The following is a 19,863-nucleotide window of genomic DNA, read 5'->3' on the forward strand; positions in this document are numbered from 1 at the left end:
GGGAGAATAAGCAATGTCATTCGAATTACCTGCATTACCGTATGCAAAAGACGCCCTGGCGCCACACATTTCTGCTGAAACGCTGGAATATCACTACGGAAAACACCACCAGGCATATGTCACCAACCTCAACAATCTGATCAAAGGCACCGCTTTTGAAGGCAAAACCCTGGAAGAGATCGTTCGCACTTCCGAGGCTGGCGTCTTCAACAACGCCGCACAGGTCTGGAACCACACCTTCTACTGGCACTGCCTGGCGCCAAACGCTGGCGGCGAGCCAACGGGCGAAGTCGCTGCTGCGATTAACGCCAATTTCGGCAGCTTTGCTGAGTTTAAAGCGCAGTTCACCGATGCCGCTATCAAGAACTTCGGCGCAGGCTGGACCTGGCTTGTGAAGAAAGCGGACGGCAAACTGGCTATCGTTTCTACGTCTAACGCGGGCACGCCGCTGACGACCGACGCTAAGCCGCTGCTGACTGTGGACGTGTGGGAACATGCGTACTACATCGACTACCGTAACGCCCGTCCGAACTATCTCGAACATTTCTGGGCGCTGGTAAACTGGGAATTTGTCGCGAAGAATCTGGCGGCATAATGCCTTGCCCGACGGCTCACCGTCGGGCGTATTATCAGTTGCTGGACAACACTTCTTCCGTCTGATGACGGCCACTGAACAGCACTACCAGCAGAGCAATACCGGCTATAATCGCCCCCATCACCGGAACAAAGCTGTAACCCAATCCACCAGAAATAACGGCTCCGCCTGCCGCCGCACCCAGCGCATTGCCCAGGTTAAACGCCCCGATGTTTACCGATGACGACAAGCCCGGCGCTTCATGTGCTACCCGCATCACGCGCATTTGTAGCGGAGGCACAACCGCAAAGGTTGCCGCGCCCCAGATAACCATACTGACCGCTGCTCCTATTTCGTTCTGTGCAAGCCACGGAATCGACGCCATAATCACGATCAACAGCAACAGGAAACCTTTCAGCGTGCCGCTCACCGAGCGATCAGCAAATTTGCCGCCTAAATAGTTACCGATAGAGAAGCCCACGCCTATCAGTACCAGCATTGCTGTAACGAACAGCGGAGACGCAGACGTGATGGTTTGCAGCACTGGCGAGATATAGGTGTAGAGCGTGAACATTGCCCCTGCGCCCAGCACTGTCGTTAACAGCGCCGTGAGCACCTGTGGACGCACCAGCACCGACAGCTCTTTTTTCACATCCGGACGCTCACCGCTGCTGCCTTTCGGTAACGAGAACCACAGACTCAGCATCGCAATCAGCCCCAGACCCGCCGTCGCCAGGAACGACATCCGCCAGCCGATCGTTTCACCGAGCCATGTGGCCGCAGGAACACCGCCGATGTTGGCAATCGTCAGCCCCATAAACATGGTCGCCACGGCACTCGCTTGCTTGTGCTTCGGCACCACGCTTGCGGCCACAACAGAGCCAAGCCCAAAGAAAGCACCGTGGTTAAGACTGGTGATAATGCGCGAGAGCAGCAGCGTGGTGTAATCCGGCGCGATAGCCGAGAGTACGTTACCGAGGGTAAAGATCGCCATCAGGAAAATCAGTGCATTACGACGCGCACGATGCGAAAGCAGCAACGTCATCAGCGGCGCGCCGACCATCACCCCAATGGCATATGCACTGATCAACATTCCCGCTACGGGAATCGACACGTCAACGCCTTTAGCGATAACGGGCAGCAAACCCATCGGCGAAAATTCGGTCGTACCTATGCCAAATGCCCCTATTGCCAACGCAAGCAGGGGAAAATTGATTTTCATGTAATGACTCCGGTAAATCCTCCGCGCAGGAGGAGGCGAAAGCAGAAGTCAAAAGCATGACACTAATCACAAAAAAACAAAAGTAAACAGAATGGCAAAAGTTTTTTGCGAATTTGATAACAATTCAGAAGGGAGTCGAGACGGAGGAAGAGAGCTCTCCCTCCGGATAAATCAGTGCAGGACGGCGGTCAGTGCGGCGCAAACAATCAGTGCCAGTGCAATCACGGTCGTCATCAACGAGAACTTCAGGTCGGTACTCATCAATTTTTCTCCTTTTAATCCCCACAACAAAAGTGAGCTTGCTCATTTTTGCACAATTATACGCAAAAATCTTCCAGGTTATCGGTGGATAGCGATTTTTCTCTTTCCCTTTGCCTCGGAATCAGACAAAATTCCACGCTAATTTAAAAGCGTACCAGCCATTGACCCCCTCCCGTCGTTTTGTGTTGTTTCCCGGCGTACCGCAATTCAAATGAGTTGCACTCAGGGTGTGTGAAGGCAAACGTTTTCGTGTCGGTTATCAGGCGTATGGAAAGGGTCTGGAGTGAGAACGAATGGCAACAATTAAAGATGTAGCGAAGCGCGCAAACGTTTCCACTACAACTGTATCACATGTGATTAACAAGACACGTTTTGTGGCAGAAGAGACGCGCAACGCGGTATGGGCAGCCATCAAAGAACTGCACTATTCCCCGAGCGCCGTGGCCCGCAGCCTGAAAGTGAATCACACCAAAACCATTGGCCTGTTGGCCACCAGCAGTGAAGCGGCCTATTTTGCCGAAATCATTGAAGCTGTTGAGAAAAACTGTTTCGAAAAAGGCTACACCCTGATCCTCGGGAACGCCTGGAACAATCTTGAGAAGCAGCGTGCGTATCTGTCGATGATGGCGCAAAAGCGCGTCGATGGCCTTCTGGTCATGTGTTCCGAATACCCACAGTCGGTGCTTGAGATGCTCGAAGAGTATCGTCATATTCCGATGGTGGTTATGGACTGGGGCGAATCGAAAGCTGATTTTACCGACTCTGTGAACGATAACGCTTTCCAGGGGGGTTACATGGCGGGTCGTTATCTGATCGAGCGTGGTCATCGCGATATCGGCGCAATCCATGGCCCAATGGAGCGCAACACGGGCGCGGGTCGCCTGGCGGGATTCCTGAAAGCGATGGAAGAAGCCCAGGTCAAAGTGCCAGAAAACTGGATTGTGCAAGGTGACTTTGAACCGGAATCGGGTTATCGCGCAATGCAGCAAATTCTTGCGCAACAGCCCCGTCCTACCGCCGTTTTCTGTGGTGGCGACATCATGGCAATGGGTGCATTGTGTGCGGCCGATGAAATGGGTCTGCGCGTGCCGCAGGATATTTCTGTCATCGGTTACGATAACGTCCACAACGCGCGGTTCTTTACTCCGGCGCTGACCACTATTCACCAGCCGAAAGATTCGCTCGGTGAAGCGGCGTTCGATATGCTGCTCGACCGCATCGTCAACAAGCGCGAAGAATCACAGTCAATTGAAGTGCACCCGCGCCTGATTGAGCGTCGTTCTGTTGCAGACGGTCCGTTCCGCGACTATCGCCGTTAATCCCCTCAGGAGCCGGTTATTCCGGCTCCTGTAGCCATTCTTTGTTCAGCGTTTCGCTATCTCCCAGATACTCCAACAACCAGCTTAGTGCCGGGGACATGTCGTTTTGTTGCCATGTCAGACAACAGGCCGCATCCGGGAAGGGGTTTTCCAGCGCCAGTGCGACCCACTCGCCGCTGTCGATATATGGGCGCGCAAAATGCGTCGGCACCATTCCGGCACACAATCCCGCAGAAAGACAGGTCGCGGAAGATTCCCAGTCTGGCACCACAATCCGTTTTTGATTATCCAGCAGCCAGGTAATACGCTTCGGTAACGAGCGGGAGGTGTCTTCACGCACCAGTGACGGCCAGTTGCGCAACACATCATCGCTCAACGGTCCAACCATTTGCGCCAACGGATGCTGACTCGACACCACACAATTCCAGCTCAGCATGCCCATATCACGAAACGCATAACGTCCGCCTACGGGGATCGCCTGAGTAGCACCGATCGCCAGCTCCACACGCCCATCAGAGAGTGCATCCCAGACACCATTGAACACTTCCTGAAAAACGCACAGCTCGACGTCCTGAAAATGGCGATAGAAATCGACAATCATTTGCCGGGTACGCTCCGGGCGAACAATGTTGTCCACGGCAATCGCCAGGCTACCACGCCAGCCATTGGCTATCTGCTGACATTGCTGGCGGGTGATCTGCATTTTTTTGATAACAGAGCGCCCTTCCTTCAAAAACCAGACGCCTGCGGGCGTCAATTCCACATCGCGATGACGGCGTTCAAACAGCGGAACCGCCAGCCATTCCTCTAACTGACGCACGGTGTAACTGACCGCAGAAGGCACACGGTGTAGCTCTTGCGCCGCCGAACTAAAGCTGCCATTGCGAGCCACCGCATCCACCACTTCCAGAGAATATTCGGACCACATAATCTGCCTGCAAAATTTTTGAACTCACCCGACAAATATTAGCGTTTCACAACCGAAGTTGCACTCCCTACACTCTGCTGCCATCTGTCCCTGCAACGATAAAGAGAATAAACATGCAACCTGGTAAAGGATTTTTATGTTGGCTGGCTGGCCTGAGCGTACTCGGTTTTCTGGCAACCGATATGTATCTACCCGCTTTTGCCGCGATCCAGAATGATTTACAAACGCCTGCCGCAGCGGTCAGCGCCAGCCTGAGCCTGTTCCTGGCAGGCTTCGCTTTCGCGCAGTTGTTGTGGGGGCCGCTGTCCGATCGTTACGGACGCAAACCGATTTTGCTGACCGGTCTGGCGATTTTCGCTATCGGCTGTATCGGCATGCTGTGGGTTCGTGACGCGACATGGCTTCTGGTGCTGCGCTTCGTGCAAGCCGTCGGCGTCTGTGCTGCGGCCGTCACCTGGCAGGCGATGGTCACCGATTATTATCCGGCCCAACGAACTAACCGTATTTTTGCGACCATCATGCCGCTGGTGGGGCTTTCCCCGGCGCTGGCTCCGTTGCTGGGCAGCTGGATCCTGCATCACTTCGAATGGCAGGCCATTTTCGCTACCCTGTTTGGCATTACATTGTTATTGATGCTGCCCGCGCTGCGCCTGAAAAAACCGGTGCAGAAAGTACATAAAGAAGAACAGCCGCTGACTTTTATGACTCTGCTGCGCTCGCGGGATTATCGCGGTAACGTGCTTATTTACGCGGCCTGCTCCGCCAGCTTCTTCGCCTGGCTCACCGGCTCTCCCTTTATTCTCAACGCCATGGGTTACGGCCCAACGGTAATTGGCCTGAGCTATGTCCCGCAGACTATCGCGTTCCTGATCGGTGGCTATGGCTGTCGCGCGGCGCTGCAGAAATGGCACGGGCAACAAATGCTCCCGTGGCTGTTAGTGGCGTTCGCCGTCAGCGTCGGTGGCACATTTGCAGTCGGTCTGGCCGCTGGCAGTTCGCTCACCGCCCTGCTCATCCCCTTCTGTTTGATGGCGATGGCAAACGGGGCCATTTATCCAATCGTCGTCGCTCAGGCCCTGCGTCCATTCCCACAGGCAACCGGACGTGCTGCGGCATTGCAGAATACATTGCAACTGGGCCTGTGTTTCCTGGCGAGTCTTGTTGTTTCTACGCTGATTGCCACCCCGCTATTGACCACCACCAGCGTGATGCTGGCGACGGTTGTTTTGGCCGGTTGGGGTTATCGGATGCAGCTCATTGCACAACGTGATGAAAACCAAAGCAGCGGAGAAGAATCACACGCATAGTGTCGTCAGGGACTATGTGATAATTCAGCCATTAGGTTGCTAAGAATTTTTTATTGAATCACCGATTTTTGCGGCCTATACTGATTTCGGTGTTACATAAATACGATAAATATTAGCAATTAACGGGGGAACGGATCTCCCCCCGATTTACCATGGAAGGCCTTTCGGCAAGGGATATCTCCCTTCCTCTGTTCTACGTCGGATAGCAGATTCACGGAACTTCCGTGAGAGTTCTCACATAACCCAAAAAGCGTCTACGCTGTTTTAAGGTTCTGATCACAAGCCGCGTGATGGAGAAGCTATGAGTACATCGTTTATAGAAGAAGTAAGTGTGCCTGATGATGACTGGTATCGTATTGTCAACGAACTGTTGAGTCGTGCCAGCATCCGGGTTAATGGTTCTTCCCCCTCTGACATTCGGATCAATAATCCCCTCTTCTTCAAACGCGTTTTACAGGAAGGGTCGCTGGGATTAGGCGAAAGTTATATGGATGGCTGGTGGGAATGTGACCGACTGGATATCTTTTTTCAGCAAGTGCTTCGTGCCGGGCTTGAAAGACAACTTCCTCGTCATCTTAAAGATACGTTGCGTATCGCAGGCGCTCGCCTGCTTAATCTACAAAGTAAAAAACGCGCCTGGATTGTGGGCAAAGAGCATTACGATTTAGGCAACGATTTATTCAGCCGGATGCTCGACCCGTTTATGCAATATTCTTGCGCGTACTGGAAAGATGCAGAAACTCTGGAACAGGCGCAGGAAGCAAAACTGGATTTGATTTGTCAGAAGCTGCAACTGCAACCCGGCATGCGCGTTTTAGACATTGGCTGTGGTTGGGGTGGTCTGGCCTATTATATGGCTAAGAATTACGGTGTGAGCGTGGTCGGCGTCACCATCTCTGCTGAACAGCAGAAAATGGCGCAGGCTCGCAGTGAAGGACTGGACGTGCAAATCCTGTTGCAGGACTATCGAGATTTGCAGGACCAGTTCGATCGCATCGTTTCTGTCGGCATGTTTGAACACGTCGGGCCAAAAAACTACGCCACCTATTTTAGCGTTGTGGACCGAAATCTTACACCGGACGGTCTTTTCCTGCTGCACACAATCGGTTCTAAGAAAACGGATAATAATGTCGACCCGTGGATAGATAAATATATCTTCCCGAACGGCTGTTTGCCCTCCGTGCGCCAGATTGCTAACGCCAGTGAACCTTACTTTGTTATGGAAGACTGGCACAATTTTGGGGCGGATTACGACACAACGTTGATGGCCTGGCATTCTCGTTTTCTGAACAGCTGGCCTGAAATTGCGGATAACTATTCAGAACGTTTCAAACGAATGTTCTCGTATTATCTGAATGCCTGCGCAGGTGCGTTTCGCGCGCGGGATATTCAGCTCTGGCAAGTGGTATTCACCCGAGGAGCTGAAGGCGGTTTACGCGTCGCTCGTTGATACAAAAACCCCCGGCAAGCCGGGGGTGAGTTTTATTCTTCCACGCTGGATGTTTTTGACGCCGCTTCTTTCGCAGCCATCACACGCTCAACCGTATCCACTACAGCCTGAGTCTGTGGGTCGATCTCGATATTAATCTTCTCGCCCAGTCGTTTCTTACCAAGCGTGGTGCGCTCCAGTGTTTCCGGGATCAGATGAACGCAGAAGCGCGTGGGTGTCACTTCGCCGACTGTCAGGCTTATTCCGTCAATCCCAATAAAGCCTTTATACAGGATGTATTTCATCAAAGACGGATCCTGTACCTTGAACCAAATCTGGCGATTATTTTCAGAGGTGAGGATTTTCGACACCTCGGCGGTGGTCATAATATGGCCGGACATCAAATGACCGCCAATCTCATCATTAAAGCGTGCCGCACGTTCAACGTTAACCACATCGCCGACGTTCAGATCACCCAGATTGGTGATGCGCAACGTCTCTTTCATCAAATCAAAACTGATGTGGTTGCCGTTAATTTCAGTCACCGTCAGGCAGCAACCGTTATGAGCAACAGAGGCCCCGGTTTCAATGCCGTCAAGCATATGGGCCGGCATTTCAACCACATGAGTACGAAAATTAGGTTTTTCATCGATGGACACAATTTTTGCGGTGCCCTGAACGATACCAGTAAACATGCCATTAACTCCTGTATCTTACGAGGACGGAATCATCACCGTCTTTTATACCCCGCACAATATCAGTTGCCATTAAGGCTTGCCAGTCAGGCTGTGCTCCCTGCCATTTTTTGGCTGGCTTAATAGCCATTACTCGCTACAATATATTGCAAAATTCCCCTGCTCTTTCTTCTTGCTGCCAGTGTCGGCGGCTTTTTTTAGTCTCTTATCAACAATAACAATAAAGGTATCTCCTCGTGCAAAAGTACGTCATTGAAGCGCGCCAGCTTCTTGCGCTGGCAATCCCGGTCATCATTGCGCAGGTGGCCCAAACGGCGATGGGCTTCGTCGATACGGTCATGGCGGGTGGCTACAGCGCCACTGACATGGCCGCCGTTGCCATCGGCACCTCTATCTGGCTCCCGGCTATTTTATTTGGTCATGGCCTGTTGCTGGCCCTGACGCCGGTCGTCGCCCAACTCAACGGCTCAGGTCGTCGTGATCGCATTGGTCATCAGATTCGCCAGGGGTTCTGGCTCGCAGGTTTTGTCTCCCTGCTGGTGATGGTTGTGCTCTGGAATGCCGGTTATATCATTCGCGCCATGCATAATATTGACCCGGAACTGGCGAATAAAGCCGTCGGCTATCTGCGTGCGCTACTGTGGGGCGTTCCGGGTTATCTGTTCTTCCAGGTCTGTCGTAATCAGTGTGAAGGTCTGGCAAAAACCAAACCGGGCATGGTGATGGGTTTTATCGGCCTGCTGGTAAACATTCCGGTCAACTACATCTTTATTTACGGCCACTTTGGCATGCCAGAACTGGGTGGTGTCGGTTGTGGCGTAGCAACGGCGTCCGTGTATTGGGTTATGTTCTTCGCCATGATTTCCTACGTAAAGCGTGCCCGTTCAATGCGCGATATACGCACGTATGAAGGCTTAGGTAAGCCCGATTACGCCATCATGAAGCGTCTGGTGCAGTTGGGTCTGCCTATCGCCCTGGCTCTGTTTTTCGAAGTAACCCTCTTTGCGGTCGTTGCACTGTTGGTTTCCCCGTTGGGCATTATTGACGTCGCCGGGCATCAGATTGCCCTTAACTTTAGCTCGCTGATGTTTGTTCTGCCGATGTCGCTGGCAGCGGCGGTGACCATTCGCGTTGGATTCCGTTTGGGTCAGGGTTCAACACTTGATGCACAAACTGCCGCACGCACCGGGCTTGGCGTGGGTGTCTGTATGGCGGTGATGACGGCGATCTTCACCGTCACGCTGAGGGAACATATTGCACTGCTCTACAACGATAACCCTGAGGTCGTGACGCTGGCCTCGCAGCTGATGCTGTTGGCCGCGGTCTACCAGATTTCCGATTCCATTCAGGTGATCGGCAGCGGGATCCTGCGTGGGTATAAAGACACTCGCTCCATTTTCTTTATTACGTTTACCGCTTATTGGGTGCTCGGTTTGCCAAGCGGCTACATCCTGGCATTAACCGACACCGTAGTGCCGCGTATGGGACCGGCGGGTTTCTGGATGGGCTTTATCATCGGTCTGACTTCAGCGGCCATTCTGATGATGCTGCGGATGCGTTTCCTGCAACGCCAGCCGTCGGCAATTATCCTGGCTCGCGCGGCGCGTTAAGGGTTCAGCCGTCGCTGCAAGGCGGCTGCTTTCTCAACAGTTTGCGCAGTTGTTCCGCAATCGCGTGAAATCCGGAAGAAAAGTGGCAATTGCCTCTTGCCACTTCTCCTCCCTACCGCTAATATTCGTCCCCGTTGTGCGTCCGTAGCTCAGTTGGTTAGAGCACCACCTTGACATGGTGGGGGTCGGTGGTTCGAGTCCACTCGGACGCACCATTGCGTTTATAGCTCAGTTGGTTAGAGCACCACCTTGACATGGTGGGGGTCGTTGGTTCGAGTCCAATTAAACGCACCATTTCTTTATGCGTCCGTAGCTCAGTTGGTTAGAGCACCACCTTGACATGGTGGGGGTCGGTGGTTCGAGTCCACTCGGACGCACCATTCTTTATTTTCTTCCACACTCTTTTTAATCCCCCTTTATTTATTTTCGACACCCTCATTTCTGACCGTTTTGGCTCATTCCAATCCTGGACTCCTTAGTGCGTTCCCCTTCGACCATCGCCCAGTATAATGCGTTTTTTTCCAACGGATCGGCGTATGAAAGTTGAGGCATTTCCAGGGATCAGGCAGGTGATCTTGTGGGTCGTGAATAATCAATCTGTGATCATGCAGGGTTGCGTGAATTTAATCGGCGCCATCTTCCTGCTTGTCCTGGGCATTTTTTTCTCGCGCATCGCCAGCAACGGTTTTAAAGCGCTACTCACCAAGCGGAAAGTCGATCACACCATTACGCTGTTTTGCAGTGCCCTGCTTCGCTATGCGCTGCTTACCTTCGCGGTAATTGCCGCGCTAGGTCGTATTGGTGTGGAAACGTCGTCGATCATCGCCGTCGTCGGTGCAGCGGGTCTGGCTATTGGTTTGGCACTGCAAGGCTCTTTGGCAAATTTTGCTGCGGGAGTCTTGTTGGTGTCACTACGCCCGATACGGGCAGGCGAGTTTGCCAGCGTCGGGGCCGTTTCTGGCACCATTGAGGAAGTCCATATTTTCTCGACAACGTTGCGAACGTCCGATAACAAGATGGTCGTCGTGCCCAATGGCAAAATTATCGCCAGCGAAATTACGAATTTCTCACGTCAGCAGCAACGCCGCGTCGATATTGCTTTAGGTGTTTCCTATAACTCTGATATCACCCACGTTAAAAATGTCATTACCACGGTGGTCAAACTTGACCCTCGTATTATTCACCAGAAAGGTTACACCATTCGTCTGAATGAGTTTGCCCCTTCATCACTGAATTTTGTGGTGCGTGTCTGGACGGATAACGCCCACTTTTGGGATGTTTATTTCGATTTGATGGAAAACATCAAGCTCGCGCTAGATGAAAATCAGATCCAGATGCCTTTCCCGCAAATGGATGTGCATGTTAACGATCTGCGCCAGTCACAGCCACTGCCAGATACACATAGCGTACACGGAAAAACTCAGTCATAAACCAGTCCTGGGCGATGTAAAAACCTCTATGTATAAAAAAGGCCACTTCGAGTGGCCATTTTTTAGAGGATTCATTTTTAGCTGGCGTTTTCACAGCCTGCAACGCTTCTATCCAGTAGCAAATTCCCTTCTACGCGCACGCCAATTTTGCCGAAAATAAAGGCATGATTAAGTTGGCTTACCACCATATCGGTTAAACCAACGGCGCAACGGTTCTGCTCAATAGCGCGATCGATGGCCGTTTTCACATTCGGGATCCCTGTCGGGAATAAGATAACTGGATAGCTATCTTCAGCTGTGACCCGCTTACCCTTCACGAATTTCGTGCTGTTAAGATTATAGTTCTTACTACTGGCAACGGTTAAATCCGCAACGCGGACTGTACAACCACTCAGCAGTATGACTCCAGCGGCAATCAGCATTAGTTTTTTCATCAGGTTCTCATCAAGATAAATGGTAAGACATGTGCGTCTCAATTTTTCATGCTATTCATCTTGCGAGCGGAAAAACACACCGTTTTTGTCCGATAAAAAATTAATGCCGATATGCACGGATTCCACACACCCTCTTTAAAAAGCAAAATCCCGCATTATGCGGGATTTTCATTAGCAGGCGCTTTCAGCCAAAACGAGGAGCTTTTTCTTTAGCCCCAGATCGTCTCTGACGCCATACTTGCGCATGATATTGCGCTTGTGGCTGCTGATCGTTTTCTGGCTACGGAATAACGCTTGAGAAATCTCAACGCCGCTCTTCCCTTCTCGAATAAAGTCCAGAACCTTACTTTCCGCATCAGTTAATACAATGATCTCTTCTGATGATGGAACGTGAGTGGTTATTTCACGAATGAAGGGACTGAGGAATCGCTTGTTACGCATGCTTGATTCAATAATTTCACGGAAATTGAAAAAGTGTTCATCAACACACAGGATTGAACAACGACTTTGCTGGAATAACTGTTTAATCAAACGACGTTGAGATGCATGCACCATAACCAGCATACGCGGGCTCGGAACGGGAAACGACTCCACAAACACCTCTTTTTCTTCCGTTAAATCGAGAAGATACAAGTTAGGTGTCGGCTGGGTTTCCTGCGCCGTGGTGGTGACAGAATAAGTCCAACCTGGATTCGTTCTGGCAAGCTGTTCAAAACCATGATTAATCGCATTAAACCAGATGGTCTGATGAGACAGATATAATACATTATAGAGAGCCATAGCTTTGTCCTGCTTGATACATTGAAGATAATTGGACTATCTCAGTCAGCATTTCCAACCATTGCGCATTCGTTTCGATATTTAACGCTTCGCAAATATTATGCTTCCAGGAGAAGATCGTTTTATAACTACACTTGCGATTATCAGCCATTTCCCTCGACGATAATCCCGAAGCAAATTGCAGCAAAATTTCCAGTTCTGTCTGTGTCATCCGTCGAGGACGCTTTGTTGCGTTACTGCTCCGGTACGAGATAGTTTTAAGCCCACTCAGTTCATTCAAGGCGGGCAGCAACGCACTTCCTAGATTTTCTTCGAGGATAATTCTCCCGGCATAGATAGTACTTAATAGTTTTTGCAACCAGGGATACTCGTCAGGCACCCAAACCAGGGTCTTCACTTTGAATGTTTTAACACTGCGGATAAAACGCAAAAGATCGGGAAACGCTGCACCCGCGCCACCGAGACCAACAAGCATAATTTTGTTTTCTGCTGTGCTTGAGCACACATTCTCAGTTAGATGAGGCAGCACGGGGAACGATTGAATGGCAGAATCATTCCCTTCCACAAGGCTGGTAACGACCGTACGCAGCAACATTCGGGGTTCATAAAGAAATAACGCTGGCACAGTTTTGCATCCTTGAGTCATAACATCCATAGTCAGAAAATGATTACTAAGGGTAGAATAATATATTTAGCTAAATTTTAAATGGAGAAGATGGTCCAATAGTGGATTGTGCAATTTAGTTTAAGTGCAAAAAAATTAATATTCATTTTTTAAATCATTAGCATTGAAACCAATTAAGGATAATCGCAATCCTAGTTGTGACGTTCTGTGAATGATGATGTCAGTCCGCTGTGGATGCACTTCAACAGATATAAGTAGTCAAAGCTGTTAAATATTAGAGCGGAAGTTTAATTTCCTCAGCTGCATTGAAATAGCATTTGCAACCTTTGCTTAACGTTATTAATCTGCATCCACCCCGGATTGGTTTCATTATATTCTTCATAATGAGAATGCTACGTGGACAATCCGGAACATTCGCTTCCTCTCACAATCACTGAAACTTGTTGCGTTTTAGTTGCAGGGAAATGTGTTCGCCGCCGATATGAACCGAGTTCTTTTGGCGCGCAGTAGGTACACTTTTCTAGCCAGTCAACATTCGCTGAGCGGATCCCTGCGACCTGCAAATGAACCTGACAAAATGCTGGTAAATCAAACCACAAACTGTTTTCTTCGCGGGCGCGTGCACTATGGGCATTCGAGTTTCGCGGTACGTTTAAGAACAATTTCTGTTGATGCTGACGTACCTGTTCTGCAGAGGGCGTTGCCAGTAATACGTCCAGAAACGAGGACGACACTTCATAACAACACGGGCGTATATGCGGGCCGATAGCAACCACAATATCCGCAGCGTCAATGCCTGCATCAGTAAACCGCTTCACGCTTTGCTGGATAATCCCCTGTGCGGTTCCTTGCCATCCGGCATGAACGCTCGCCACGAAACATCCATCGCGAGAAGCCATCAGCAACGGCAAGCAATCAGCGGTGACTATGCCAATTTGCTGTCCGGAAACCGATGTAAAAACGCCGTCGACATGTGGTCTGCTATGAGGTGTTGTCGTGAAATTCAGGATATCCGTACCATGAACCTGTTTGATATCGACGATACGGGATTTGTCGAAGACACTTGACTCATGCACATCGAGAAAGGCGTGGCGAACGCCAGGAATGTCCGCCAGTAATCGAGAGAACCAGGCCATAATTATCAGTCATCGTGATGTCGTAGCCTTTAACCCTAATTCAGCGACGCCGTTCCGACAAGTCGGACGACATCGCTGGTCACGATAAATTACAACACTTTGCTGAGAAACGATGCGGTACGAGGATTCTGCGGCGAGTTGAAAATCTGCTCCGGCGTGCCCTGCTCCTGAATAATGCCCTGATCGATGAAAATCACTCGATCAGCCACTTCACGGGCAAAACCCATTTCATGGGTGACGATAACCATCGTCATCCCTTCACTGGCAAGATTTTTCATCACTTCCAGCACATCGCCTACGAGTTCAGGATCGAGCGCGGAAGTCGGTTCATCAAACAACATAATTGATGGCTGCATCGCTAACGCGCGGGCAATCGCTACGCGCTGTTGCTGACCACCAGAAAGACTTGAAGGCCAGGCATCACGCTTATCACTCAATCCCACTTTCGCCAGCAGCCCTTCGGCAAATGCGACTGTCTCATTGCGATTCATACCGCAAAGGGACATGGGTGCCATCAGCAAATTGTCCAGCACCGTCATGTGAGGGAACAAATTGAAGCGCTGGAATACCATGCCCACGCCTTCGCGCATTTTATTGAGATCAGTTTTCTTATCGTGCACGGCGAAACCGTTCACTCTGACTTCACCTTCGCTCACCGACTCCAGCGCATTCATGCAACGCAAAAAGGTGCTTTTCCCGGAACCGGAAGGCCCAATGACGCAGACCACTTCCTGTGGCTGGATGTCGCAGTCAATCCCGCGCAAAACGTGGCTATCGCCAAAGTATTTATGCAGATTTTTAATGTGAATCACTTTTGCCAAACCTCTTTTCCAGACGATTAACCAGTTGCGCCAGCACGAACGTAATAACCCAATACACTACCGAAATGGTCAAGTACGGTTCCCAATAGGTGGCATAAGCACCGGAAACAGTTCGCGCGGCATAGGCCAGATCGGCCAGACCAATCGCAGAGGCGAGCGACGAATCTTTAACAATCGCAATCGCGTTATTGCCAAGCGGCGGCAAAATCCGACGAAACGCCTGCGGCAGGATCACCTTACGCATGGTCTTCCACCACGGCATCCCGAGCGCACGAGAGGCTTCCATCTGCCCTTTGTCTATAGACTGAATACCCGCGCGGAATATTTCAGAAACGTAAGCGCCAGCATTCAACGTAATCGCGACAATACACGACAGAAAAGCGCCGTAGTTTGAACGCATTTCACGCGCAAAATCGCTGCTCATTACGCCACTGGTGACCAGTAAACCGTCACGCGGATTAATCAACAACGGCATCAGCGCGAAATGCACCACCATGATTTGCACAAACAGCGGCGTACCGCGAAATGCGCTGACGTAAAAACGCACCGGGAACTGTACCAGATAGCGCAGCACATATTTCCTGGGTCCGTGTTCGGCCTTTGCCATTCGTCCAAGGCCGAGTGTTAATCCCCACAGTGTGCCGAGAAATACGCAAATAATGGTGCATTTGAGGGTCATTATCGCGCCATCAACAAACAGCGGGCCATATTCCTCGATAATTTCCCAACGGAATCCCGTCATAACTTATCCCTGAAAAAATGGCGTTCGTAAGTCGTCACGAACGCCATAAACTATAAAAGTAGTGTGATTATTGCGCCGGTAATGCCGGCACGTCGGTGTCAAACCAGGTTTGATAGATTTTGGCGTAGGTGCCATCAGCCACAATTTTTTTCAGGCCGTCATTGAGTTTTGCGAGCAGTTCAGTATTCCCTTTCGCTACCGCGATGCCGAAATACTGGCGTTCAAATTTTGCGTCTGGCACCAGTTTGAACTGTTTTTCTGGATGCTGTTTGATGTAGTACTTCACCACACCCACATCGCCCACCGCGGCGCTAACTCCATCTTCAAATAACTCCTGAAGCATTAACGGGGTGTTGTCGAAACGTTTGATAGCAGTGCTGTTTTTGCCCAATACGTCAGACACTACGATATCGCCAGTGCTGGAGTTCACCACCCCAACCTTCTCACCTTTCAGCGCCGCCAACGATGTCACTTTGGAATCTTTTGGTACAACAATCGACTGCTCAGCCGGGAAATACGGTGCGGAGAAATCGACCATTTGCTTACGCTTATCCGTGATCGTTATCCCGGAAATGATGATGTCGCGGTCGCCAGAATTTAGGGTGGCAAAAATACCTTCCCACGGTGTATTCACCAGTTTGATATCGAACTGTTCTGCTTTCGCAATGGCTTTAATGACGTCGATGTCAAAACCTTCCAGCTGCTTCTGATTGTTTTCATATTCGAACGGACGGTATGTCCCGCCTGCGCCCACAATGTACGTTTCTGCCGCAACCTGAGCGCTGACAACCATCGTCGCCGTCAAACAACATGCTTTAATCCATTTGCTAATCATGCCACCACCTTTTTATGCATTTAATTTGCATAAAAATACATAACTTGTGAGGCATATGCAACACACGAATAGAGTTATAACTGCGCGTTATAACAATTCCCTGTCACTCATTGTGGGTAAACCGCACGTTAGGATTTGCATCAAGAATCGCTATATAATTTAATATATATCGATTTTTATCCTTCTCTGAGTGAGTTCATGTCCAGACTACATCACCTTTACTTGTGCGCGGCGCTTGCCTGTAGCACGTTGTTCACCGTTTCCGCCGCCCATGCCGATCGCACTGTTACTGACCAGTTAGGTCGTCAGGTCACCCTGCCCGATCATGTTAACCGCGTGGTGGTGTTGCAACACCAGACGCTGAATTTACTGGTGCAGCTCAACGCACAAGACGACATCGTCGGCGTGATGAGTAGCTGGAAAAAACAGCTTGGGCCGCAGTTCGCACGTTTCATGCCGAAAATAGCCACTCTCCCGATGCCTGGCGATCTGACGCAGGCGAACGTTGAAAGCCTGCTGGCGCTACATCCTCAGGTAGTCTTCGTCGCAAATTACGCGCCAACGGAGATGATTCAGCAGATACAAAATGCTGGTATTCCAGTCGTTGCAATTTCCTTGCGTGAAGATGCCGCTGGCGAAAAAAATAAAATGAACCCGACAATGGCTAACGAAGAACAGGCCTATAACGAAGGGTTAAAACAGGGAATTCGCTTGATTGGCGAGGTTGTTGAACGTCCGAAAGAAGCCGAAGCGCTAATTGCTTACACCTTTGCAGCGCGCGCCAAAGCCAATGCGCCCGTAGCCGACATTGCACAGGAGAAAAAAGTCCGTGTTTACATGGCAAATCCGGATCTCAACACCTACGGTTCAGGCAAATATACCGGTCTGATGATGGAACATGCGGGCGCGCTGAACGTAGCGGCAGCCACGGTGAAAGGCGCACGTCAGGTCTCACTGGAACAGGTTTTACAGTGGAACCCGGAAGTCATTTTTGTTCAGGACCGCTACCCACAGGTCGTGAAACAGATTGAATCTGATCCGCAGTGGCAGGCTATTGACGCAGTCAAAAACCATCGCGTGTGGCTGATGCCTGAATATGCAAAAGCCTGGGGTTATCCGATGCCGGAAGCACTGGCGATTGGTGAACTGTGGATGGCGAAAAAGCTCTATCCGCAGCGCTACCAAACTGTCGATGTCGACGCGCAGGCGCAGGATTACTATCAGCGCTTTTATCGTGTGAACTGGAAAGCGGATGCTCAGTGAATCACGCTTTCGCGCGCTGCAAACGGCGCTGATGGCAGTAACCCTGCTTCTGGTGCTAATTTCGTTGTGCCTCGGTCAATATCATCTGCAACTCAGCGAAGTGGTTCAGCGACTGATAAACCCAAAAGCAATGCATGACATCGCCAGTCAGATTGTCTGGTCGGTTCGTTTACCACGCGTTGTGATGGCGTTTCTCTGCGGCGCAGCACTGGGCTTGAGTGGAGCGACGTTGCAGGGGGTGTTCCGCAACCCACTCGTGGATCCGCATATTATCGGCGTAACATCCGGCTCCGCTTTTGGCGGCACGCTCGCCATTATGCTGGGGTTGAGTCCGTTATTGATGATGGGCTCAACGTTCACTTTTGGCCTCGCCGCACTCGGTCTGGTGTATCTGATTGCGACATTGCAAGGGCGCGAAAGCACGCTGGTGCTGATTTTATCGGGCATCATCCTCAGCGGCTTTTTCGCCGCACTGGTGAGTCTGATGCAGTATCTTGCCGACACGGAAGAAGTGTTGCCGAATATCGTGTTCTGGCTGCTCGGCAGTTTCGCCACCGCCAACTGGCATAAAGTGACGCTCGTCGCGCTGCCAATGATACTGGCGACACTGGTGCTGTTTACCCTTCGCTGGCGAGTGAATTTGTTATCGCTGGATGAAAAAGATGCCCGGGCGCTCGGCGTATCCGTAAAACCGCTGCGTCGCGGCGTGCTGATTTGCTGTGCGCTGCTGGTCGCCGCGCAGGTATCGGTCAGCGGGAGCATTGCATGGGTCGGGTTGGTTATCCCGCATCTTGCACGACTGCTCGTGGGTGCAGATCACCGTCGTCTTTTGCCTACCGCATTCTGGCTCGGCGGCGCATTTATGATCGTGGTTGATAATCTGGCCCGCACACTCACCGCCGCTGAAATCCCTATTGGTATTATCACCGCCCTGCTCGGCGCGCCGGTATTCACCCTTCTGCTTATCTATAACAATCGCAGGTGCGCACAATGATCAGCGCTTCACTCTCCGTCAGCGAATTGTTGTATGGCCACGACCAGCCGCTGTTTTCTCCCTTACATTTTGCCTGCCAGCCGGGTGAAATTTGGGCCGTACTTGGCGCTAACGGACGAGGGAAAAGCACGCTGCTCGATACGCTGACAGGTGTGCTGCCCGCGCTCGGCGGCACGTTTACGGTCGAAGGTGGCATCAGTGTAGTGCCGCAGTCATTTCGTCCGGCGTTCGCCTGGCAGGTTCAGGAAGTGGTGCTGATGGGCCGCGCCCGTCATGTGGCAATATTTTCTCAGCCTTCCGCCGATGACAGACAACATGTGGCGCAGGCGCTGGAAAAACTCAATATGTCACCGCTCGCCAGAAAAATGTTTGGCGCGCTCTCTGGCGGTCAACAGCAGTTGGTGATGATTGCCCGCGCGCTGGTCAGCGGCAGCCAGAATATTTTACTCGATGAGCCTTGTTCGGCCCTCGATCTGGCGAACCAGCAGGTGGTATTACAGCTGATAAGCGACCTTGCACATCGCGAGCGGCGCAGCGTGTTATTCACGACTCACGATCCCACTCATGCGCTGCAAGTGGCGAGCCATACGCTGATGCTGTTACCGGACGGCAAATGGCTGGCGGATGAAACGCCGAACGTGGTCACCGAGCGAAATCTGCTGCAGGCCTATGGCGTGCCAGTGCAAACGTTGACGCTGGAAAATTATCCGCGTCAGGTAGTGGCACCACTATTTTCAATCAAGCGTTAGAAAGCCCGCGTGACGTAAAAAAGTCTGCCCTTCACCTGTGACGATGTATTTTGCGAGCGCCTGGGCGTCGTTGTTGAGAACGGCCAACTGGTATTCACAGCGCGACTGATACGCTTCAGGCAGCGGCAGAATACGCAAATCGTCGGTGTTTTCCAGCGCGTGCGCGTAGTGTGCGTAGCCGATAAACAGATCGGTCAAATTACGCCGAATCAGCCACGCGCCTGCGATTTCCCCTGCAGGAACGGTTGAAGAATCCCGACCGCCCACCAACATTTTCGCCCGAGATTTGAGGTCAACTTCCGGGTGTCGTGCTTCAATACGCTCGAACAATTCCCAGGTGTAATCGCCAGAAGGATCACAGCCCGGCGTTGATGTGCCTAAACGCAGCAACGGATCTGTCAGCAGACTCAGCCAGTCGCTGTTTTCCGTTTGTGCCGTTTTTCGCGCCGTCAAATTCAGACGATTAAATGCAAAGGTTGCCACCGATTGCGCCCGCCCACTGGCGAGCAGCGTTTGCGGGTGCTGTGTATTTGCGGACGCGAAGAGATGGCAGGGTTCTCCTGCTTCAATACGTTCCCGCAGCAAACCCGCCGGACCAAAATCCACGGTGACAGTAATCCCCGTTTGGTCGCTGAACTGCTGACACAGCGGAATAAACGCCCTTTTCAGGCTTCCGGCGGCGAGAACGTTGAGCGATGTGGTCATACGC

The 19,863-nt window shown here is 51.3% G+C and carries 21 protein-coding genes and 3 tRNA genes; 12 read left to right on the forward strand and 12 right to left on the reverse strand.

What is annotated here, in order from left to right:
• Window positions 1-13 precede the first annotated feature (13 nt).
• A complete protein-coding gene (sodB, locus tag VH187_RS12070; protein ID WP_329701695.1) occupies window positions 14-595 on the forward strand; it encodes a superoxide dismutase [Fe] in 582 nt (193 codons plus the stop codon).
• Between the two features lie 34 nt (window positions 596-629).
• Here the strand turns inward: sodB and VH187_RS12075 are convergent, their stop codons facing one another.
• Together VH187_RS12075 and cydH are read right to left on the reverse strand one after the other, a co-directional pair.
• A complete protein-coding gene (locus VH187_RS12075) occupies window positions 630-1,796 on the reverse strand; it encodes an MFS transporter (RefSeq protein ID WP_329701696.1) in 1,167 nt (388 codons plus the stop codon).
• Between the two features lie 171 nt (window positions 1,797-1,967).
• Complete coding sequence (cydH, locus tag VH187_RS12080) at window positions 1,968-2,057, reverse strand: cytochrome bd-I oxidase subunit CydH (RefSeq protein ID WP_329701697.1); 90 nt, start codon at window positions 2,055-2,057, stop codon at window positions 1,968-1,970.
• Between the two features lie 293 nt (window positions 2,058-2,350).
• On the opposite strand from cydH, the gene purR reads away from it, so the two are divergent.
• Complete coding sequence (purR, locus tag VH187_RS12085; RefSeq protein ID WP_329701698.1) at window positions 2,351-3,376, forward strand: HTH-type transcriptional repressor PurR; 1,026 nt, start codon at window positions 2,351-2,353, stop codon at window positions 3,374-3,376.
• Between the two features lie 16 nt (window positions 3,377-3,392).
• Here the strand turns inward: purR and punR are convergent, their stop codons facing one another.
• A complete protein-coding gene (punR, locus tag VH187_RS12090) occupies window positions 3,393-4,304 on the reverse strand; it encodes a DNA-binding transcriptional activator PunR (RefSeq protein WP_329701699.1) in 912 nt (303 codons plus the stop codon).
• 113 nt (window positions 4,305-4,417) lie between these two features.
• Here punR and punC point away from each other — a divergent pair, with 113 nt between their 5' ends.
• Together punC and cfa are read left to right on the forward strand one after the other, a co-directional pair.
• Window positions 4,418-5,611, forward strand: a complete 1,194-nt coding sequence (gene punC, locus VH187_RS12095) for a purine nucleoside transporter PunC (RefSeq protein WP_329701700.1) — start codon at window positions 4,418-4,420, stop codon at window positions 5,609-5,611.
• A 301-nt stretch (window positions 5,612-5,912) separates the two neighbouring features.
• A complete protein-coding gene (gene cfa, locus VH187_RS12100) occupies window positions 5,913-7,061 on the forward strand; it encodes a cyclopropane fatty acyl phospholipid synthase (protein WP_329701701.1) in 1,149 nt (382 codons plus the stop codon).
• Between the two features lie 32 nt (window positions 7,062-7,093).
• Here the strand turns inward: cfa and VH187_RS12105 are convergent, their stop codons facing one another.
• Window positions 7,094-7,735 (reverse strand): riboflavin synthase subunit alpha, encoded by a 642-nt coding sequence (locus tag VH187_RS12105; RefSeq protein WP_329701702.1) that lies wholly within the window; start codon window positions 7,733-7,735, stop codon window positions 7,094-7,096.
• A 236-nt stretch (window positions 7,736-7,971) separates the two neighbouring features.
• On the opposite strand from VH187_RS12105, the gene mdtK reads away from it, so the two are divergent.
• From mdtK to mscS, 5 genes are all read left to right on the forward strand, one after another.
• Window positions 7,972-9,345, forward strand: a complete 1,374-nt coding sequence (mdtK, locus tag VH187_RS12110; RefSeq protein ID WP_329701703.1) for an MdtK family multidrug efflux MATE transporter — start codon at window positions 7,972-7,974, stop codon at window positions 9,343-9,345.
• 138 nt (window positions 9,346-9,483) lie between these two features.
• Window positions 9,484-9,560: transfer RNA gene (locus VH187_RS12115), tRNA-Val, on the forward strand.
• Between the two features lie 2 nt (window positions 9,561-9,562).
• Window positions 9,563-9,639, forward strand: a tRNA-Val gene (locus tag VH187_RS12120).
• A 9-nt stretch (window positions 9,640-9,648) separates the two neighbouring features.
• Window positions 9,649-9,725: transfer RNA gene (locus VH187_RS12125), tRNA-Val, on the forward strand.
• 156 nt (window positions 9,726-9,881) lie between these two features.
• A complete protein-coding gene (mscS, locus tag VH187_RS12130; protein WP_329701704.1) occupies window positions 9,882-10,775 on the forward strand; it encodes a small-conductance mechanosensitive channel MscS in 894 nt (297 codons plus the stop codon).
• Between the two features lie 77 nt (window positions 10,776-10,852).
• On the opposite strand, the gene VH187_RS12135 is transcribed toward mscS, so the two are convergent.
• From VH187_RS12135 to VH187_RS12165, 7 genes are all read right to left on the reverse strand, one after another.
• Window positions 10,853-11,209, reverse strand: a complete 357-nt coding sequence (locus VH187_RS12135; protein ID WP_329701705.1) for a hypothetical protein — start codon at window positions 11,207-11,209, stop codon at window positions 10,853-10,855.
• Between the two features lie 171 nt (window positions 11,210-11,380).
• Window positions 11,381-11,989 carry a helix-turn-helix transcriptional regulator gene (locus VH187_RS12140; RefSeq protein WP_329701706.1) on the reverse strand — a complete coding sequence of 203 codons (609 nt, stop codon included), beginning with the start codon at window positions 11,987-11,989 and terminating at the stop codon, window positions 11,381-11,383.
• On the reverse strand, window positions 11,976-12,614 hold the full coding sequence (locus VH187_RS12145) for a helix-turn-helix transcriptional regulator (protein WP_329701707.1): 639 nt from the start codon (window positions 12,612-12,614) through the stop codon (window positions 11,976-11,978). Before VH187_RS12145 ends, VH187_RS12140 begins: the two co-directional genes overlap by 14 nt.
• 392 nt (window positions 12,615-13,006) lie before the next feature.
• Window positions 13,007-13,750, reverse strand: a complete 744-nt coding sequence (pgeF, locus tag VH187_RS12150) for a peptidoglycan editing factor PgeF (RefSeq protein ID WP_329701708.1) — start codon at window positions 13,748-13,750, stop codon at window positions 13,007-13,009.
• 89 nt (window positions 13,751-13,839) lie between these two features.
• Entirely contained in the window at window positions 13,840-14,562 is a 723-nt protein-coding gene (locus VH187_RS12155) for an amino acid ABC transporter ATP-binding protein (RefSeq protein WP_329701709.1), read from the reverse strand.
• The gene (locus VH187_RS12160) at window positions 14,549-15,313 is read right to left on the reverse strand and encodes an amino acid ABC transporter permease (RefSeq protein WP_329701710.1); all 765 of its coding nucleotides are present in this window, start codon (window positions 15,311-15,313) and stop codon (window positions 14,549-14,551) included. Before VH187_RS12160 ends, VH187_RS12155 begins: the two co-directional genes overlap by 14 nt.
• A 67-nt stretch (window positions 15,314-15,380) precedes the next feature.
• Window positions 15,381-16,148 (reverse strand): basic amino acid ABC transporter substrate-binding protein, encoded by a 768-nt coding sequence (locus VH187_RS12165; protein WP_329701711.1) that lies wholly within the window; start codon window positions 16,146-16,148, stop codon window positions 15,381-15,383.
• Between the two features lie 198 nt (window positions 16,149-16,346).
• Between VH187_RS12165 and VH187_RS12170 the strand changes: the two genes are divergently transcribed.
• Genes VH187_RS12170 through VH187_RS12180 form a run of 3 tightly spaced genes read left to right on the forward strand, consistent with a single transcriptional unit; the run spans window position 16,347 to window position 19,154 of the window.
• A complete protein-coding gene (locus VH187_RS12170) occupies window positions 16,347-17,411 on the forward strand; it encodes an ABC transporter substrate-binding protein (RefSeq protein WP_329701712.1) in 1,065 nt (354 codons plus the stop codon).
• Complete coding sequence (locus tag VH187_RS12175; RefSeq protein WP_329701713.1) at window positions 17,401-18,405, forward strand: FecCD family ABC transporter permease; 1,005 nt, start codon at window positions 17,401-17,403, stop codon at window positions 18,403-18,405. Before VH187_RS12170 ends, VH187_RS12175 begins: the two co-directional genes overlap by 11 nt.
• Window positions 18,405-19,154, forward strand: a complete 750-nt coding sequence (locus tag VH187_RS12180) for an ABC transporter ATP-binding protein (protein WP_329701728.1) — start codon at window positions 18,405-18,407, stop codon at window positions 19,152-19,154. Before VH187_RS12175 ends, VH187_RS12180 begins: the two co-directional genes overlap by 1 nt.
• Here the strand turns inward: VH187_RS12180 and VH187_RS12185 are convergent.
• On the reverse strand, window positions 19,140-19,859 hold the full coding sequence (locus VH187_RS12185) for a substrate-binding domain-containing protein (protein ID WP_329701714.1): 720 nt from the start codon (window positions 19,857-19,859) through the stop codon (window positions 19,140-19,142). The two genes, VH187_RS12180 and VH187_RS12185, sit on opposite strands and share 15 nt — an antisense overlap.
• Between the last annotated feature and the right edge of the window lie 4 nt (window positions 19,860-19,863).

The sequence above is a fragment of the Scandinavium sp. genome, assembly GCF_036271055.1.
GTDB lineage: Bacteria > Pseudomonadota > Gammaproteobacteria > Enterobacterales > Enterobacteriaceae > Scandinavium.

Coding starts and splice junctions, on each gene's coding strand:
- purR (WP_329701698.1), top strand. CDS start 2,351: ATGGCAACAATTAAAGATGTAGCGAAGCGCGCAAACGTTTCCACTACA.
- VH187_RS12165 (WP_329701711.1), bottom strand. CDS start 16,148: ATGATTAGCAAATGGATTAAAGCATGTTGTTTGACGGCGACGATGGTT.
- VH187_RS12160 (WP_329701710.1), bottom strand. CDS start 15,313: ATGACGGGATTCCGTTGGGAAATTATCGAGGAATATGGCCCGCTGTTT.
- punR (WP_329701699.1), bottom strand. CDS start 4,304: ATGTGGTCCGAATATTCTCTGGAAGTGGTGGATGCGGTGGCTCGCAAT.
- VH187_RS12140 (WP_329701706.1), bottom strand. CDS start 11,989: ATGGCTCTCTATAATGTATTATATCTGTCTCATCAGACCATCTGGTTT.
- VH187_RS12135 (WP_329701705.1), bottom strand. CDS start 11,209: ATGAAAAAACTAATGCTGATTGCCGCTGGAGTCATACTGCTGAGTGGT.
- mscS (WP_329701704.1), top strand. CDS start 9,882: ATGAAAGTTGAGGCATTTCCAGGGATCAGGCAGGTGATCTTGTGGGTC.
- VH187_RS12105 (WP_329701702.1), bottom strand. CDS start 7,735: ATGTTTACTGGTATCGTTCAGGGCACCGCAAAAATTGTGTCCATCGAT.
- pgeF (WP_329701708.1), bottom strand. CDS start 13,750: ATGGCCTGGTTCTCTCGATTACTGGCGGACATTCCTGGCGTTCGCCAC.
- cfa (WP_329701701.1), top strand. CDS start 5,913: ATGAGTACATCGTTTATAGAAGAAGTAAGTGTGCCTGATGATGACTGG.
- sodB (WP_329701695.1), top strand. CDS start 14: ATGTCATTCGAATTACCTGCATTACCGTATGCAAAAGACGCCCTGGCG.
- cydH (WP_329701697.1), bottom strand. CDS start 2,057: ATGAGTACCGACCTGAAGTTCTCGTTGATGACGACCGTGATTGCACTG.
- VH187_RS12075 (WP_329701696.1), bottom strand. CDS start 1,796: ATGAAAATCAATTTTCCCCTGCTTGCGTTGGCAATAGGGGCATTTGGC.
- VH187_RS12185 (WP_329701714.1), bottom strand. CDS start 19,859: ATGACCACATCGCTCAACGTTCTCGCCGCCGGAAGCCTGAAAAGGGCG.
- VH187_RS12175 (WP_329701713.1), top strand. CDS start 17,401: ATGCTCAGTGAATCACGCTTTCGCGCGCTGCAAACGGCGCTGATGGCA.
- punC (WP_329701700.1), top strand. CDS start 4,418: ATGCAACCTGGTAAAGGATTTTTATGTTGGCTGGCTGGCCTGAGCGTA.
- VH187_RS12170 (WP_329701712.1), top strand. CDS start 16,347: ATGTCCAGACTACATCACCTTTACTTGTGCGCGGCGCTTGCCTGTAGC.